Source organism: Variovorax sp. GW821-FHT09A10, from assembly GCF_059418385.1.
Map to the genome: position 1 here is coordinate 1 of NZ_JBWKPT010000011.1, position 16,387 is coordinate 16,387.

The window sequence follows — 16,387 nt, forward strand, 5'->3', positions numbered from 1 at the left end:
TGAAGCCTTCAGGCTCACAAAGCGGGTGGGTCAGTATTCGACGGAAATCTAGGGTCAGAGATTGGCGGAATCCAACATCCAAGTCAGATGTCCAACGTCAGCGTGGCCGTGTGCGCACGCGACACGCAGGGCAAGATCACCGCGTTGCCGGCGCGTTCGGCCGCTGACAGGAACTCGTCGCGGTGATCCGGAATGCCGTCGATCACGCGCGTCATGCACATGCCGCAGATGCCTTGCTCGCACGACAGCGGGATCTGGATGCCGGCGCGGCCCAGCGCTGTTGCGATCGAACAGTCGGCGGGCACAGGAACGCGTGGGCCGCCGCGGCCGGCGATCACGTCGAAGCGTGCGTTTGCCGCGTCGGGTGCGACCACCGGCTCGCTGCGGCCGAAGCGCTCGCAATGCAGGCGTTCTTCCAGCCCCAGACGCGCGCCCAGTGACAGCGCTTCGGCCAACATGCCGCCCGGCCCGCACAGGTAGACATGCTGGTCGTCCTCCAGTTGGGTGAACAGCCGCGCCAGGTCCAGGCGCCCGGTCAGCGGCTCGTCGCCGAAGTAGAGATGCGACCGCTCGCGGCAGGCCGACTGTGCAAGCCGATCGACGAACGCAGCACCCGCACGGGTGCGCGCCGCATAGTGCAGCGCAAACGCCACGCCGCTCAGGGCCAGGTGCTCGGCCATCGCAATGATGGGCGTGATGCCGATGCCGCCCGCCACCAGCACCACGCGCGGATGCATCGTCGATAGCGCAAAGGTGTTGTGCGGGCCGCGCACGTTGAGCATCCCACCGACCGGCTGGACCTGGCAGAGATGGCGCGCGCCGCCGCGCCCGGCGGGGGCGTCGTGGACCGCGATCAGGTAGTGGTCGATCGGTCCGGGGCGATTGCACAGCGAGTAGGCCCGCACACCGCCGGGGACTTCGATCTCCAGGTGTGCGCCCGGCGCGAATGCCGGCAGCGCCTCGGCGTCGCCTGTCATGCCAGCTATGCCGGTCAGCACCAGCGCGTGCACGTCCTGCGCCAATGGGTAGCGATCCGCGACGCGCATCGGTCGCCATGCCGTGGAAGCATCGACGGCCAGCTCAGGCATCGGCGTCGACCATCGCGATGGCCTGGGTCGGACACTCCTGCACCGCGCGCGCGACCTGTTCGCGCTGCACGGCGATCGGCGCGCCCTCGGCGAGCCGCGCCCGATTGGATTCGTGATCGAGCACGAAAACGTCGGGGCACACCAGCGCGCAGTTGCCGAAGCCGCAGCACACGTCGGTCTGGATGCGGACATGAGGTTGACGCATGATCCGGCTCCCTCAGTGCAGGCCGATGTCCAGCCGCAGCAGCGTCGGGAAAGTCAGGTCGGGGAATCGGTCGAAGCGCGTCTCGCGCAGCGTCATGTTCGGAAAGCGCTGGAAGATGCGCCGCAGCAGCACGTCGCCCTCCAGCCGCGAAAGCTGCGAACCGAGACAGAAATGACCGCCACCGGCAAACGCAAGGTGCCGGTTGTCCTGCCGGTCGATGAGGAAGCGGTCGGCCTGCGCGAAGCGGCGCTCGTCGTGGTTGGCCGCATGCAGGCCCAGCAGCAACCGGCTGCCCACGGGCACCGGCACGCCGCCCACAGTGAGGGGTTGGCTGGCGTAGCGATGCAGGAAGTGGATCGGCGCGTCGTAGCGCAGCACCTCCTCCCAGGCCGAGCGGGCCAGTTCGGGCTGGGCCACCAGTCGCGCCCTCTGGTCCGGGTGATTCAGGAAGGCCAGCACCGTGTGGGTCAGCGCCACCTTGGTGGTGTGATAGCTCGCGACGAGAAAGCCGATCAGCGTCGTGATCAGTTCGGAGCGCGTCAGCCCGTTGGGGCTGCCCTCCGTGGCCATCAGCGCGCCGACGAAGTCGTCCTGCGGAAGCTTGCCCTTCAGGGTCTCGAGCACGTCGTTCATGTAGGCGTAGTAGTAGCCGGCCGCATCGTCGGCGCCAGCCAGGCGCTCCGGCGTCAGGTCCGAGACACTCAGCACCGCGTTCAGCGCATGCTGCTTCGCGAAGAGCGCTCCCGCGTCCTCGACCGGCACATGCAGTAGCCGGCATGCGATCTCGGCCGGCACCGGGTCGGCGAACGCGGTAACGAAATCGACCTCGTCGTGGGCCTGGAGCCTGAACAGATGGCGCTCGATCACCTCCTCCACCCACGCGCGCATCTTCGCGACGGTCTGCGGATTGAAGGCCGGCGTGACGACGCGACGAATGCGTGTGTGATCGGGCGCGTCGACGTTGGGCAACGACTCCTTGTAAAAGCGCGCCGCCGCGCCCTCGCCGATGCGCTCGGGAAACTTGCCGGGCTCCGGCTGCACCGTGGCCTGCGGATTGCGCAGCACCTCGTCGACGTCGTTGTAGCGGGTCAGGACGATGCATGGTTCGCCGTTGATGACGGTGCGAAATTGTGGGTGCTCGTCGCGCAGCAGTCGGTAGGTCGGATAGCGATCCGCCAGAAAAGCGGCCGATGCGATGTCGGGGATGGGGGGCATGCGTGTTCTCGGTATCGGAAAGCGTTGATCGATGCGTTCGGCAGCCTGGTGCTGCCCTTGTCTCTTGTTGCTAGCAGGCCGAAGGCCTCCAGTGGATCCAAGTATCTGGAGAGGCTTCAATGCAATGGACTCGCTTTCTTGCGCGAAAGGACCACGCTAGGCTGTATGCAAGTCCGGTCGTGCGGCCTGCTCAGAACAGATGGCGGATGCCGATGTCATAGCCCGTGGCCGATCGCGGTCCAAGGCCGCTAGTCCCGACATACGATGCGGACCCGCCGATCGGAACGCCCTTGACCATCGGGTTGTTGTGGCCGTTGCGGATGCGGATGTGCGCGGCTGTCAGGTACACCGATGTGCGTTTCGACAGGAAGTGCACGTAGCCCAGCGCCAGCTTGGTTGCGGTGGCACTGCCGCTGGCGCGCGGCGTCGAAACGGCTGGCACCAGAGATCCCGGATCACCCCCGAAGCGAACCCGCGACCAGGTCGTGCGCACCAGGCCCGCACCGACAGGGACGGTCAACCCGACCATCGCACCGTTGTAGCGATCGGTCGTTGCGATCGGCAGCGCATCGACCGCGCCTGCACTGCGCGTCTCGTCCCGGACCTGGGACAGCTCGCCATGCAGCTTCACCGGGCCGAAGTCGTACGAGGCGCCCAGGGCCAGGCTGCGGATTCGGCGCAGGCTGCGCGCGCTGTCCGGCAGCACGCTGTCCGCGGCCGTGCTCACCGTGTAGGCGGTAGACACGTCGATCGGGCCGTTGGCATAGCCCAGGCGTGCGCCGATTTCCCGCCCACGCGTGGAAGGGCTGTACCGCGCGCCATCGAGCTTCGGGTTCTCGTGCAACGCGTACTGGAACTGGCCGTAGATGCCGCCCAGCGACGGCGGCAGGAAGTAGCCGATGCTGTTGCTGGTGCGCACGTAGTTGTCGGGACCGCCAGGCAAGCCGCCATTGAGCAGGCCGCCACCGGAGAACGCAGCGTTCGCCGCCAGCAACGCACCGACCATGCCGACCAGGTTCCCGCCCACACCGATGTTGATGAAGGGGTCGTACAGCGTGTCGATCCAGAAGATTGGGGTGTAGTCACGCCCCAGGCGAAGCTCGCCGAAGCTGCCAGAGAGACTGACGGTGGAGCGCCTCGCAAAATTGCCCAGGCCGAGCTCGCCGTCGTCGTTGGTCACCTGCGACTCCAGCCAGAAACCGGCGGCCAGCCCGCCGCCCAGGTCTTCGGTCCCGCGGAAACCGACCAGCGAAGCACTCGACAGCGCCGTCTGACGCTGCCGGACGCCTGGCGGCAGCCCCAATGGCAGGCTTGCGGACGCAAGCCCCTGGCTGTCGCTCTTCGTGCTGTAGTGGCTGACGGCGGTGTCCAGAATGCCGAAGAGGCTCACGGACGATTGCGCCAAGGCCAGCGCTGGGGTACCCAGGGCGGCCGCTGCGGCGAACGCGGCAACGGCATGGCGGCGTGCGGCGACAGGCGCCACGGAAGTTCTTTTCATGGTGAGGCTCCGGATCGATGGGGGCGACGTGCGGAGCCGCCGACCTTCGGCCTGGCATGCCCCGCTGTCTTGTCTCCTGCGCCCGAAGCCGGTGCGGCTGCGGGCTGGGGCGGAGTATTGGCAGGCCCGTCCATGCGAAGGGACCGGATTCTTTTGCGAGAGGACCAGCACGGGTTTGTCCGGATCAGCGCGCGATGCGCCTGTTCCCGCCAGCGTCGGAAAATGCAATTTGCCCATGGACCCGATCACCACCGCACTCGACTACTGCCGATTCACCGAGATCGAGGCTGGAGACGCGCGGCTGAGCGCACCGTGGGGCGTGCGCATGCCGCGCAATGTCTGGCCGATGATCCTGTACGTCATTCACGGCGCCCCGTGCAACCTGTCCATCGAGGGGCTGGGCACTCGCAACGCACTGCGGCACAACAGCGCCTGCCTGGTGCTGCGCGGCCACGCGCATGTCGTCCAGGACGCCGCGCTGAGCCCCCCCGAACCGCCTGTCGAACTGCGCTCCGCAGCCAGCGTCCATCGTTTCCGCTCGATCGTTCAGGACGGGCAGGACATCCCCGGCGCGACGTCGACTTTCTACCTCGGCATGGCGCCGGCCGAGAGCGGCAACCCGCTGCTGTTCGACGCACTTCCCGACGCGCTGATCGTGGACTTCGATGAAATGCCCGCATGGCTGGTTCAGGCCCAGGCGTCGATCCGCGACGAGCTGCTGTCGCAGCGCCCCGGCTTCCGCTCCGTCGTCGCCCGCCAGGCGGAGCTGGCGGTCATCGGGCTCGTGCGCGACTACATTGCGTCGCACGCAGAGGCGGTGCCTCGCTGGGCGTCACTCCCCGGTGGCTCGCGGGTGGCAGCCGCGTTGCGCGCGTTCCATGGCGACATCGCGCGCTCCTGGACCTTGGACCTTCTCGCCGACGCGGCCGGCACCTCGCGCTCCCGGTTGATCGCGGCCGCACAGACAGAGCTGGGCGAAGGCTTGTTCAACTACATGACGCGCCACCGCATGCACGAGGCCGCCCGCTTGCTGCAGGAAACATCGCTGCCGATCGGACGGATCTCCCGCCAGGTCGGCTATCGGTCGGAAGCCGCGTTCTCGATCGCCTTCAAGCGCAACCGCGGGGTGCAACCCCGAGAGGCGCGCGGGCTCCAGAAAGCGTAGCGCACTGCGCCCAAGTCGGCAGCTCGTCCCCAGCCGCGCGTTCGATGCACCTGGATGCCGCAGTTCACCGATTTCATCGGCAACCCGTTTGAAGGGAGCATACCCGAAGGGCGGCTATGCAGCGATTGCTGCCGCACGCGCCCGCCAATTGAATAGGCACTTTCGATCAAAAGCGGTCGTCGGCAAAAGGCAGCTTGCGTGCGACCAACATGCCACTCTCACGTCGCACGATTGTGCAGTAGCGCGCTGCTCATTTGCCCAATTCCGCAGCTCGAGGCGCTCGCAGGTGGTTAGATAGCGCTTGGCTGGATAGCGGTTTTTAAAAATGCTTGCCGCCGCAATGTTTGGCGCTTACAAGAGATGCATGAGCATCTCAAGGTTCTTCCAATTTTTGCGACCACGCAGCTTACGCATGGACTCACCCCTTCAATCGGGATACTGCGACACGATCGGCAGAGAGTCGGTTCTCATTCACGGATCAATGACATTCGGATGATGGGGACATCGTCCGTTCAACTGGAATTCGAAAATTTCAACTATGACGAGATCCGAGACGCAGTCGTGAACACATTGTGTCGACCTTCAATGCAGTAGGTCTTCGCGTGAAATACGGCGCTCCCTGCTTTCAGATGAGTTCGATCGAGCAAAAGGAAAAGATCGTCGGGGGATACATTTTTCTTCCAGCCTATCTTCTTCGAGTGAATCGCTCGGAACTTCACTTGGACGGAGTCGACTTCAATATTGAAATGCTTGAATATTTCAAAGAATGAATTTTCGAAAATCGCAAGAGACGTATCTTCGCCAAAGAATCGACAAGGATAGTATTCGTAGCTGAAGCTCAGCAACTGATCATCGCTGCGGATTTCTCGTTCCACGTAAATAATCGGTTCGCCCTCACTCAACCCGAGCTCTTTTGCTTCTTCAATTTTTGCTTCTTCTATTTTTATTTTATGCAGCTTGAAGGAGGGCAAATGGCCTGAACTTGTGATTGCGTTCGTGAGCGACTGATAAAGGCCGACGGCAATAGGCACCGGAGGGGATGGTGGTTCCAGAACGATCGTGCCTATTCCGCGTCGAATCCGCAACCGCTCTTCAACCAAGAGCCGCGCGACAGCCTCTCTTACCGTGTTTCGAGAAACTTCTAGCAATTGAGCCAATGCTGTTTCTGAAGGAATGGTTGCACCGACCTTCCATTCGCCGGATGAAATATTCTTCCTGAACTGCTCGGCTATTTGATCGACAAGTGATCCAGTTGTTCTTGTACCGCGAATGGAGTTCATATGGGCTTGGCTAAATCACAAACGGGGGAAGCGGGCTTATTTTCGCGCATGCTCATTTCCGCGATTTGTTCCGCAAATGAGCAGCATGCTACCGTGTCTTCGCCCCCCTGTTGAGCAGCCTTCGCGTGACCTAGAAATTTGCTGGCCGGCCGAATCCCGGATCTGCGTAGGTAGGGTAGGAATCGAAGATGTCCGTATTGCCCAGGATGAGCGGATCGTTCGTGCGCTTGAGCTCTTCGCCGAGCAATCGATCCAAACGCTTCAAAAGTGGCCCGAACCGTGGTTTGGCCGCCAGATTGACGAGCTGGTAGGGATCGGCCTTGACATCGTAGAGTTCAAGCGCCGGGCGCTTTGCGGTCGCAAGTGCCAACGCTCGTCTGAAGCCAGGTTCGTCGCCACGCAGCACGAGCTCCGTCTTTGTCGTGCCCTTGTCGATATCTGCAAAGGCCGAGTACACATCACTGTCAAGTATTCGGCGATCCACCGCTCGCCTGGGCGGCGCGCCCGCTGGCCACCTGTCTGGCCGGAAGTTGCGGATCAGAAGGTATCTCGAGGTGCGCAGGCTTCGTGACGGATAACCTTGCCCAGCAACTTCTCGCCCGTCCAGATGTCGCTCGCGTCCCGCCAGCACGAATGTCCGATCGGCGCTTCCGCCTTTCAGCAGAGGCATGAGTGATCTCGATTCGAGGTCCGGCGGCTGGGGCAAACGGGCGAGTTCCAGGAACGTCGCAGCCAGGTCCACCAACGAGATCATCGCGTCGCTTTTCACACCGGAAGGCACGTGGCGCTGAAACATCACGACAAGAGGCACGTGGCAGCCCGCGTCGTAGAGATTGGCTTTTGCGCGAGGAAATGGCGGACCGTTGTCACCTGTCAGGACCACGAATGTATTTTCCAGCTCGCCCCTTCGCTCCAATTCGTCCAGCAGCAGGCCCGCCTCGCGATCGAACTGTTCCAGGTAATAGCGAAAGTCTGCGAGGTCGCTGCGGACCGCGGGCGTGTCCGGCAGGAATGCAGGGACCGTGATGCTTGCCGCATCGATGCCGTGCTTGGCGCCAATTCCGGCCTCAAAGGGACGGTGCGGCTTGAATGCGCCATACCAAAAGCAAAGGGGCGTTTGCTCGGGCCGCGCAGAAAGAAAGGCGTCGAGTGACGAAAACTTGTTGCCTGCCGGATTGCGAGTTCGACCTCCCGGCTCAAGCTTGCCGGGCCCCCAACCCTTTTCCATGAATCCGACGTGATAGCCGCCTTGCTCGAGCAATTCGGTGTAGGTCGCGAACTTGCTGGGAAGAGTGCCTTGCAGATTCACCCCCTCTTCCAATTGCCAAGGCAGCTTGCCGGTGAGGATCGACGCGCGCGAGGGGGTACAAGATGGCGCCGTCACAAAAGCGTTGCTGAAGGAAACACCCCCTTCGCGCAACCGCTTCATTGTCGGCATGCTCGCACCGAGCTCGTCGAGCGCTTGCGCTCCAAACCTTCCCCAATCATCGGCAATGAGCAGCAGGATATTCGGCCGCTTTGAAACGACGCTGCGCTGCGCAAATGCAGGCAGTGCAGATTTCGCCCCAACCATGGCAGCGGTGTAGAGAAGGATATTGCGTCGCGTTGGCATGAGAACTTCCAGTGAAGTTTGGAGGTGGCGAACTGGCGTCAGAACCTCGGGAGAGGACCGATCCGAATCCGGCCCAGTCGTCGACGAAGGATTCAAGCGTCAGAGAATTTTGACGTTGGACGTCCAATGTTAATGATGCGATTGCCCTTCAGTCTCCGGGTTTTCACGGGGGCGGGTTCGCGCAGACGAAAGCTTGCGTTCCGGTGAATGTTGCCGTATCGTTGTTGGACGTCCAACATGACAAGAGTATTGCAATGACAAGTGATGTGATCGTCGTCGGAGCCATCAATCAGGATTCCGTCGTCCAAGTAGAGCGCTTTCCCGAGGGTGGCGAGACCATCCTCGCCCAATCTCTGTGTCTATACGCTGGGGGAAAGGGTGCCAACCAAGCCGCGGCCGCCAGTCGGGGCGGCGCGAAGGTGGCGCTGGTGGGAGCAGTGGGTGACGATGCGGCTGGCAGAGCGCAACTCGCGTCGCTTGTATCGGGCGGGGTTGATGTGGCGCACGTCGCCACGGTGAGCGACACGACCACCGGGCAGGCCTTTATTTCCGTGACGTCTGACGGTCAAAACTCCATCGTTGTCGTTCCTGGTGCGAATGCCAGAGTCGACGCTTCGACTGTGGTGCGCGCGCTCTCGCAGCTATGTAAGTCGGAATCGGTGGTGATCCTGCAAACAGAGCTGGCTGTCGAAGTCATCGAGCAGGCGGCGCGCGTCGCGCACGAGTTCAAGGCTCGAGTGGTCGTGAACAACGGTCCATGCATCAAGTTGAGCGAACAGACTCTGTCGTTCGCAGACCCGTTGGTGGTGAACGAGACCGAAGCCTCTCAGATGGCCGATTCCACGAGCTGCACCGAGCCGAAGGAGCTTGCACTCAAGCTGCACCAGCTTTCAGGTGCGAAGTCGGTCGTGCTGACCCTCGGAAGACGAGGCTCCTGCCTGCATGACGCGCAAGGAACGGCGTTCATCCCGGCCAGGGAAGTTTCGACGGTGGACACCACTGGGGCCGGCGACGCCTATATCGGCTCATTGGCCGGTGCACTGAGTCGGGGTCTCTCCTTGCGGGAGGCTTGCGTTCTTGCAAGTGATGCAGGCGCCGAGGCGGTCACCTATCGAGGCGCCCGGCCTCCGGTTTGACGTCGGGAAGTCTTCGCGCACCTTGTTTTGGCCCGGACGTTCGGGCTCAACCGAAAAGTGGGCATTACAGGAATGAAAACCATGAACCAGCTTGTTCGCACCGGCAGCGCGCCGATCAACCGCCGCAGCGTATTGGGCGCTCTGTCCGCCCTCGTCATGAGCCCGCACTTGATGGCGGCCCCAGGCTTCCCCAGCAAGCCATTGAAGACCGTTCTCATGTTCCCGCCCGGCGGTGGCGCGGATGGCATGGCGCGCCTGGTCGCCAACAAGCTTCAACAGTCTCTCGGACAGCCGGTGATCATTGAAAACCGTCCCGGCGCCAGCGGCGTTTTGGCGGCGAACTTCGTGAAAGCCTTGCCGCCGGACGGATACACGTTGCTTCACGCCGGCATTGCACTCCTTACGTTGACGCCGAATCTCAATGCCGCAGCGCGCTACTCGGACGCCGACTTTGTTCCGGTTGCGGGCCTGAGCACGTCGCCTCCCGTGTTGGTGGCACGTGCCGACTTTCCCGCGAAGAACCTGAAGGAACTGGTGGCGCTTGCCAAGGCCCGGCCCGGCGCTATCAGCTACGGCACCTGGGGACCAGGCAGCATTCCCCATCTGGCTGGCGAATGGATGTCTCGGGAACTTGGCGTCAGCCTCACGCCCGTTCCCTACAAGGGAGAGATTCCTGTCGTCCAGGATCTCCAGGGAGACCAGCTCGAACTGGGATGGGTGAGTCTGCCCGCAGTGATCAATCAGCTGAAGTCGGCAAAGATCAAGCTGATCGGCATCGCGGCGGCGAAGCGCTCTCCCCTGCTTCCTGATGTGCCCACCTTCGTGGAGTTGGGGCTGAAGGACTTTGTTCTGAGTGGCTATACGGGCTACTTCGTCCTCAAGGGCACGCCCGCCGAGGTGGTCAGTGCTCTCAATGAAAAGATCAACGCCGTGCTGCAGCAGCCCGACGTCCGCGCGGCAATGCTCGCGCAGGCACAGGAGCCGCTGGTGCTCTCCCCCACCGAGTTGGGTGCGCTGGTCGCCAGCGAGGCACGACGCCTCCAACCCGTCATCGAAGCGCTCAAGCCATCCCTGCGCTAGGGCATGGCCGCGGTGTCAGCACGCACGAATCCGAACACCCTCTAGATAGGAAAACAGGTGTCAAACGACAAGCATCAGCGACCATTCAGTGGCCGCATTGGAGAAACGGTTGCCGACAGCGCGCCGCACTGGCCGAACCCCGCCGAAGAAGCGAATCGCGGCAGCCAACCCAACATCTTGCTGGTCGTGTTTGACGACACCGGGTGGTCGGACTTCGGCTGCTTTGGCTCCGAAATTGCCACGCCGCACATCGATGCGCTGGCGCAGCGCGGTTTGCGCTATTCCAACTTCCACGTCACGCCGCTGTGCTCGCCCACGCGGGCGTGCCTGTTGACCGGTCGCAACCATCACGCCATCGGGATGCGCTTTCTTTCCGACGTCGACACGGGCTTTCCGAACTCGCGCGGCTTCATTCGCAACGACGTGAGAACGCTGCCCCAGCGGCTGCAGCCGGAGGGATTCGGAACGTTCATGGTGGGCAAGTGGCACCTTGCGCCCCGGCACGAAATGACCCCGGCGGGGCCGTTCCACAACTGGCCTCTCGGCAAGGGCTTCGAAAAGTTCTACGGCTTTCTCGACGGGGCCACCGATCAGTACGCCCCCGAGCTGGTTCAAGACAATCAACCCATCGAGCTGGCACCCGAGGAGGGCTATCACCTCAGTGCGGACCTCGCTGACCGCGCGATCCGCTTCATCGCCGACCAGCAGAGTTTCGGTGGTGGCAGGCCCTTCTTTCTTCAGCTCGCGTTTGGTGCGACGCACGCGCCGTTTCAAGCGCCTCGCGAGACCATTGCCCCCTACATCTCGATCTTTGAGAAGGGCTGGGATCAAACCCGAATCGATCGGCTGGAACGACAAAAAAGCCTGGGGCTGCTGCCCAGCGACACGATGTTGACCGAGCGGAATACAGGCGTGCCGGCCTGGAGTTCGCTCACAGCGCAGGAGCGTCTGCTCTATACCCACCTGCAAGCGGCCTACGCCGGCTTTCTGACCCACGCGGATCAACAACTGGGCAGGCTGCTGTCTGCGCTTGAACGCATGGGAATTTCCGATGACACGGTTGTCATCGTGATGTCGGACAACGGCGCCAGCCGGGAGGGCGGCAAGGACGGTGCCGTGGATGTGAATGGCCCTTACAGCGGGCGCCGGGAAACAGTGGAAGAGCAGCTCAAGCGCCTCGATGAGATCGGCGGTCCTCTGGGCCCCGCTCACTATCCCGAGGGATGGGCCATGGTTGGAAATACGCCCTTCCGGCGATACAAGCAACTTGTCGATCTGGGCGGCGTACGTTCGCCGCTGGTCGTCAGCTGGCCGCGTGGCATTTCCACACCCGGCGAGGTTCGCAACCAATTCGTCCATGCGATCGACATTGCGCCGACCGTGTTGTCGCTGGTGGGTCAGCCCATGGAGCCCGATCTCGATGGTCGAGACTTCTCCCATACGTTCGCCCAACCTCAGGCTGCATCACCACGAGGTGTTCAGTACTGGGAAATGATGGGTCACCGCGCAATCTGGCACGAAGGTTGGAAGGCCGTCACCGAACACGTGATGGGGCAGTCGCTGGAAGAAGACAAATGGCGGCTGTACGACACGCGGGTCGACTTCTCGGAAGCGCAAGACCTCAGTGAATCGCATCCGGAAATCGTGAAGCGTCTTGCCAGCCTGTGGTGGGAACAGGCACGGGCCAACGAGGTCCTGCCCATCGACGATCGTTCGCTGGTGGAACTCATCCGTCTGCGCACGCCGCTCAGTTCGCACAACCGCCAGGCGATTGTTCTTCGGCCTGACCAAAGCATCGTGCCCTTTTCGACGCGACTCACCGGCACCGATCGCTCTTTCGTCATTCATGTGGACCTGTGCAACCGAGCGGACCTCGATGAAGGCGTTCTGGTCGCCAGCGGCAGCATCGGTGGCGGATACGTGCTCTACATCCGCGACAACCGCTTGTGTTTTGAACATGTCTGCCTCGGCCAGCGGGTGCGCTGCATCAGCGAACGCGCGGCGCCACTCGGGGCGAGTGCCGTCGGCTTGCGGCTGCGGCGCGCACAGGACGGCCACGAAGGCTCTGCCGAGCTTTGGCAGGACGGCGAAGTCGTGGGGAGCGTGACCATTCCATACACCTCGAGCCATCTTTCATTCTTCGGTCTGTCGGTGTGTCGCGACGCGACATCGCAGGTCGGCACCGCATACGAAGGCACCTTCGACTACCCACAGACGGGCGTGGACAAGATTCGAATCGAGTTCCTGGATGCCGCGTCGGCGGTCACGACAGCCGCCGTGATTTCAAAGAGCGAATAGGTCACGACATGCGACGCAAAATCATTGTTGATCAGGATGCTCACGGCCCGGCATCCACGAACCTGCAATCCATCGCCATGCTCATCGCAGCGCCCGAGGTGGACGTGCTGGGCATCTGCGTGGTCAGCGGCGACGGCTGGTGCGACGAGAACGTGGCGCATACGTTGCGCTTTCTCGAATTGATCGGGCGACCCGACATTCCGGTCTATCGAGGTGCCGCGCTGCCTCTGTTGAACTCGATGTCTCGCACCCGTCAATGGGAGGCGCTGTATGGCAAGCTTTTCTGGAAAGGCGCCTGGACTGAATACTTCCATGATGGCCGCTACCGAGAGGGCGAACACCATGCCGAACCCTTCTCCGTTCCGGTATTGAAGGAAGGCAACCCCAGCCTGACGGCGGCCGAGGGGACTGCCGCCGAATTCCTATGCCGGACGGTGCGGCAATTCCCGGGCGAGGTGAGCATCTGGGCCGGGGGGCCAATGACCAATCTCGCGCTGGCTTGCCGTCTCGACCCGAACTTCGCCTCGCTCGCCAGGGAGTTGTTCTACATGGGCGGCAGCTACGCCCCCAAGGCGGGACCGAGCCATTTTTCGCTGGAATACAAACACGCACCACGGTTGGAATTCAACATGCGCTGGGACCCCGAGGCTGCATCTCTCGTCCTCAAGGAGGCCTGGGCACAGATCACCCAGATTCCGGTGGATGCGACCACGCAGACATTCTGGTCGGCAAAACACCAGCAGACGCTGAGCCAGATTGGAGGAGGCCTTGCGGCGTACTTCGGCACCTACGGAAAGCAACTGCCCATGTGGGACGAAGTTGCCGCCGCTCTATGGCTTGAGCCCTCCCTTGCGCGAGAAGAAGAGACGCTTCTCGTCGACGCGGATACGTCGTTCAACGCCGGCTACGGAAACACACTGAGTTGGGAGCCCGGCAAAGGCCCCGGCCTGGGTGAGCGCCCCGTCCGAGTGGTCCGAGCCATCGACGACGCAAGAACCGAGGATTTCGCCGTTGCCTTGCTCACGAAGGCATGCATCGAGGCCCGTGATCGAGAAGCCGCAACGCGAGAGTGAAAAGCAGCAATTCAACAACCATCGGCCTGCCAACAGATGTTGGACGTCCGACATAATAAAGGAGACATAGACATGCCTACCGGATGCTTCACTGAGACCAGGGACAAACAGCACGCCGTGTGCCGAAAGAAAAGTCCGATCCGCGTTCATGAACGCCTGTTCCTGGGCCTGACCTTACTGGGAGGGCCGCTCACGCTTTGTGCGCAGTCTCTGGATCAGAGCGGTCTGAGCGGAAGTGCGGTCTCTTTCAGCGGGGCGGTCGATCTCGCCGTCGGACGGGTCAAGAACAAGAACGCCGCAGGCATCTCGAGCACCACGTCGGAACTGCATGCGAATGGCATCACGGGAAGCCTGTTTCGGTTTCGCGGCCGCGAGGACCTTGGAGGCGGCTTGTACTCCGGCTTCTGGCTGGAAAGCACCATGCAGCCCGACACAGGCGCCGTTGGTGCCCTGGGGAAATACTGGAGTCGGACATCGGCCGTCTATGTAGGGGGACCTTGGGGCGAAATCGGCCTGGGAAGACTCGTCGCGCCGACTTTCACCAACATGGCGATCTACGATCCCGTGGTCAACAACGGTTATCTCCAGGCCATGAAAGTGCTCAGCACACTGGGTACGGACACCGATTACCTGTACCGCAATGACAATGCCGTCAGCTACTTCTTGCCGAGGAACCTCGGCGGATTCACCGGCCACGTGCAAGTCACGGCCGGCGAAGGTGAGAAGAACAAGGGCTACAAGGGCGCGCGCTTTGGCTACGTTTCAGGCCCTCTGGACCTCGGGATCGCAGCAGGACGAGGGAAGACAACTCCCGGCCAACCTGACTACACGGTTCGCAACATGGGTGCTTCCTATGACCTGGGGTACGTCAGGCTCAGCGGCTATGTCGCCAAGCTCGGCTACGGGGCGTTGAACCAGCGGGAGGTTGTCCTGGGTGCGGTGATTCCGGTGCAGCAGCATGTCCTGCGAATCAGCTATGCCGTGACCACCGGGAACGGAAATGCGGTGGTCGGCACCGACTCCAAAAGCTACGGTCTCAGCTACGTCTACAACCTGTCTGCAAGAACGGCACTCTTTGCGACATGGGCCCGGATCTCAAACGAAGGCGTTGCCAACTTCCGTTTGAGCCCCTCTGCAAACACGGGATCAGCTCGCGGAGGTTCGTCGACTGGATATGACTTCGGCATTCGCCACTTCTTCTGAAGCAGCGCCGAGCGATTGATTTCCACCACTTTGAGGCGACAACATGACCTACAAGATTCTCGACCACGCCCTTCCCGCTTTCAGCTCCCGCCGACGCTCCGTCCTGCGCGGCGCCACGGCAAGCTCTGCCGCCTTGGTTGCGCATTGGCTTCTGCCAGCGAAAGCGCATGCACGCGAGACCGATCCCGCCGGATTGTTTGAAGGGCAAGGCCTTGGCAAAGGACAGGAGGCAGTTCTGGTCGACAAGGTCGAGGAAGCGGCCTTGCTGGCTGCGGACCAGGCCATTGCGGCACAAAGCGCCGGCACGTTCGGTGTCGGCGGATTGCTGTTGGATTCCAAAGGCCGCATCCTCCAATCGATGAGGAATGCCGTCGTTCGCGAAGGACTCGCCTTTGACACGACGGCGCATGGAGAACGCCAACTGGTGGACTGGTATTTCCACATGCGCAGCCGTGGCGAGAAGTTGCCACCTCCACACGAAGTGATCTGTATCACTTCGCTGGACCCTTGCCTCATGTGCACGGGCTCTTTGCTCGTCGCAGGCTTCCAAGTCGTCGTGATTGCATACGACGATTTCGCCGGCGTGAACTATGACCGGACGGCCGCCTTTGCTGGCCTTCGAGGAACCGGCGAAAAGCTTCGCCGCCAGTTCAGCTATGTCGAATGCGCAGGGGCAACGAGCTATGCGCGCGCGCCCAGCGGGGCTGCGCTTCCGAAGATCTTTTCCGCGCAGAAGATCAGCGAGCGGGCTCACGCGTTGAATGCCAACCTCTTTCGCGGCAATCAAAATCAGGTTCAGGCAAGCATTCGAGACGCTGCCGATCCTCAAATGCTGAAGGACCCATCGAAGCTGGCGCCTGAGCATCCCCTGGCAAAAATGCTGCAAGCAGCTTACGCACCCGCACTCTCCGTACGGACGAACCCCGCCTCGCCGGGAGCCGAGCTCATTGATCTGCTTCAGGCGACCTCGTTGCAAGACAAGAAAAATGGCGGCCGCGGAGATGCCGTGCTGATGCTGGACGCGTTTGGCAATGTGCTCATGTCCTTGCCAGGGCACCTTGCCGCATCGCCCATCAGAACGACCTTGCTGGAAACGCTTCGGGGATACATGGCCGTCCGCTGGAAGGCATTCAAAGCAGGAATCAAGGACGCCGATCTACTGCTGTGCCATCCCAAACATGCCACGTTTGTCTTTCTGCGCTGCCCCAACGACAGCTCGGAGGACCTGCTCAGCCTGGGCGCATACGGTGGTGTGACCGCGGGCACGCAACGCCGGCTGCGATACATCCAGCGTTCGACGCTCGATGACACCGCGCTGCTTCGATACTTCGAAAGCATGCCACCTCTGTACAAAGGTTCCTTTGCGAAGTACTTCCCGGAGCAGGTCGTCGACAGCCGCGTGCTGGCTGCGTTCGCGGCTCCGATTTCACCACCGGTTTGACTCCAGCAGTCGTCGCGCGTCAACGCGCGCTTTTTCTCGCAAGGAAGTCCATCTTGCCTGCAGGAGCGCTGTTTGAAACCGTTGCAGCCAGCC

General features: G+C 62.2%; 13 protein-coding genes. 7 read left to right on the forward strand and 6 right to left on the reverse strand.

The window, feature by feature from the left end; translation table 11 throughout:
• Positions 1-83: 83 nt before the first annotated feature.
• The 4 genes from AC07Q9_RS27775 to AC07Q9_RS27790 all read right to left on the reverse strand — a co-directional run bounded on the left by AC07Q9_RS27775 (position 84) and on the right by AC07Q9_RS27790 (position 4,006).
• Positions 84-1,088: a PDR/VanB family oxidoreductase gene (locus AC07Q9_RS27775; RefSeq protein WP_495312514.1), complete on the reverse strand. Its 1,005-nt coding sequence runs from the start codon at positions 1,086-1,088 to the stop codon at positions 84-86.
• Positions 1,081-1,293: a ferredoxin gene (locus AC07Q9_RS27780; protein ID WP_495312515.1), complete on the reverse strand. Its 213-nt coding sequence runs from the start codon at positions 1,291-1,293 to the stop codon at positions 1,081-1,083. Before AC07Q9_RS27780 ends, AC07Q9_RS27775 begins: the two co-directional genes overlap by 8 nt.
• A gap of 12 nt (positions 1,294-1,305) precedes the next feature.
• Positions 1,306-2,508 (reverse strand): cytochrome P450, encoded by a 1,203-nt coding sequence (locus AC07Q9_RS27785; protein ID WP_495312516.1) that lies wholly within the window; start codon positions 2,506-2,508, stop codon positions 1,306-1,308.
• A gap of 190 nt (positions 2,509-2,698) precedes the next feature.
• Positions 2,699-4,006: a porin gene (locus tag AC07Q9_RS27790; protein WP_495312517.1), complete on the reverse strand. Its 1,308-nt coding sequence runs from the start codon at positions 4,004-4,006 to the stop codon at positions 2,699-2,701.
• Between the two features lie 235 nt (positions 4,007-4,241).
• Between AC07Q9_RS27790 and AC07Q9_RS27795 the strand changes: the two genes are divergently transcribed.
• Positions 4,242-5,171, forward strand: coding sequence for a helix-turn-helix transcriptional regulator (locus tag AC07Q9_RS27795; RefSeq protein ID WP_495312518.1), 930 nt, complete (start codon positions 4,242-4,244; stop codon positions 5,169-5,171).
• A 536-nt stretch (positions 5,172-5,707) separates the two neighbouring features.
• Here the strand turns inward: AC07Q9_RS27795 and AC07Q9_RS27800 are convergent.
• Positions 5,708-6,451, reverse strand: a complete 744-nt coding sequence (locus AC07Q9_RS27800) for a GntR family transcriptional regulator (RefSeq protein WP_495312519.1) — start codon at positions 6,449-6,451, stop codon at positions 5,708-5,710.
• A gap of 130 nt (positions 6,452-6,581) precedes the next feature.
• Positions 6,582-8,063: a sulfatase family protein gene (locus AC07Q9_RS27805; protein ID WP_495312520.1), complete on the reverse strand. Its 1,482-nt coding sequence runs from the start codon at positions 8,061-8,063 to the stop codon at positions 6,582-6,584.
• A gap of 254 nt (positions 8,064-8,317) precedes the next feature.
• On the opposite strand from AC07Q9_RS27805, the gene AC07Q9_RS27810 reads away from it, so the two are divergent.
• From AC07Q9_RS27810 to AC07Q9_RS27835, 6 genes are all read left to right on the forward strand, one after another.
• Positions 8,318-9,199 (forward strand): ribokinase, encoded by an 882-nt coding sequence (locus AC07Q9_RS27810; protein ID WP_495312521.1) that lies wholly within the window; start codon positions 8,318-8,320, stop codon positions 9,197-9,199.
• An 81-nt stretch (positions 9,200-9,280) separates the two neighbouring features.
• Positions 9,281-10,279: a Bug family tripartite tricarboxylate transporter substrate binding protein gene (locus tag AC07Q9_RS27815; protein WP_495312522.1), complete on the forward strand. Its 999-nt coding sequence runs from the start codon at positions 9,281-9,283 to the stop codon at positions 10,277-10,279.
• Positions 10,280-10,336: 57 nt separating this feature from the next.
• Positions 10,337-12,577, forward strand: a complete 2,241-nt coding sequence (locus tag AC07Q9_RS27820) for a sulfatase-like hydrolase/transferase (RefSeq protein ID WP_495312523.1) — start codon at positions 10,337-10,339, stop codon at positions 12,575-12,577.
• 8 nt (positions 12,578-12,585) lie between these two features.
• Entirely contained in the window at positions 12,586-13,650 is a 1,065-nt protein-coding gene (locus AC07Q9_RS27825; RefSeq protein ID WP_495312524.1) for a nucleoside hydrolase, read from the forward strand.
• Positions 13,651-13,722: 72 nt separating this feature from the next.
• Positions 13,723-14,853: a porin gene (locus AC07Q9_RS27830; RefSeq protein ID WP_495312525.1), complete on the forward strand. Its 1,131-nt coding sequence runs from the start codon at positions 13,723-13,725 to the stop codon at positions 14,851-14,853.
• Between the two features lie 43 nt (positions 14,854-14,896).
• On the forward strand, positions 14,897-16,294 hold the full coding sequence (locus tag AC07Q9_RS27835; RefSeq protein ID WP_495312526.1) for a cytidine/deoxycytidylate deaminase family protein: 1,398 nt from the start codon (positions 14,897-14,899) through the stop codon (positions 16,292-16,294).
• Positions 16,295-16,387 lie beyond the last annotated feature (93 nt).